The sequence below is a fragment of the Neisseria sp. P0021.S006 genome, from assembly GCF_051956895.1.
Genome location: NZ_JBQCWZ010001205.1, coordinates 1 through 461 on the forward strand (window position 1 = coordinate 1; position 461 = coordinate 461).

The 461-nt window shown below is 46.4% G+C and carries 1 protein-coding gene; it reads right to left on the reverse strand.

Annotated features, from left to right (window positions below; all coding sequences use genetic code 11):
• Nucleotides 1-25 precede the first annotated feature (25 nt).
• Nucleotides 26-461, reverse strand: a 436-nt coding sequence (locus tag ACTHUM_RS19495) for a segregation and condensation protein A (RefSeq protein WP_440403940.1), incomplete at its 5' end; no start/stop codon positions are given.

The window sequence follows — 461 nt, forward strand, 5'->3', positions numbered from 1 at the left end:
GTTATGACTTGTCGTCGAATTCATTTTAGTTCTCTTTTTTCAAATTTTCGTTATCGGTTTCATCGGCTTCAAGGCCGTCTGAAAACATTTCGGCTTCGTTTGTTTCCAAACCGTCTTTCAGGCTGATTTCGATTTCACCATAATTTTCAGGCTGCACGATACGCACCAAGCCTTCTTTAGCCAATTCCAGCAATGCAATAAAATTGACCACCACATATGTCGCGCCCTGCTCCGGTTTAAACAAATCGCTGAACTTGCTGATACCGCTTTCGTTCAAACGACGCAAAATCGCTGTCATCTGCGCACGAACAGAAATGGTTTCCCGCACCACTTCATGACTGCACGTATGCTTGGCACGCGACAAAATACCCAACCAAGCCTGCGTCAAATCGGCAACGTACACTTCCGGCAACTTCGCTTCGACCGCAATTCCCAACGGCAGATACGCCCAAGCAAAATCA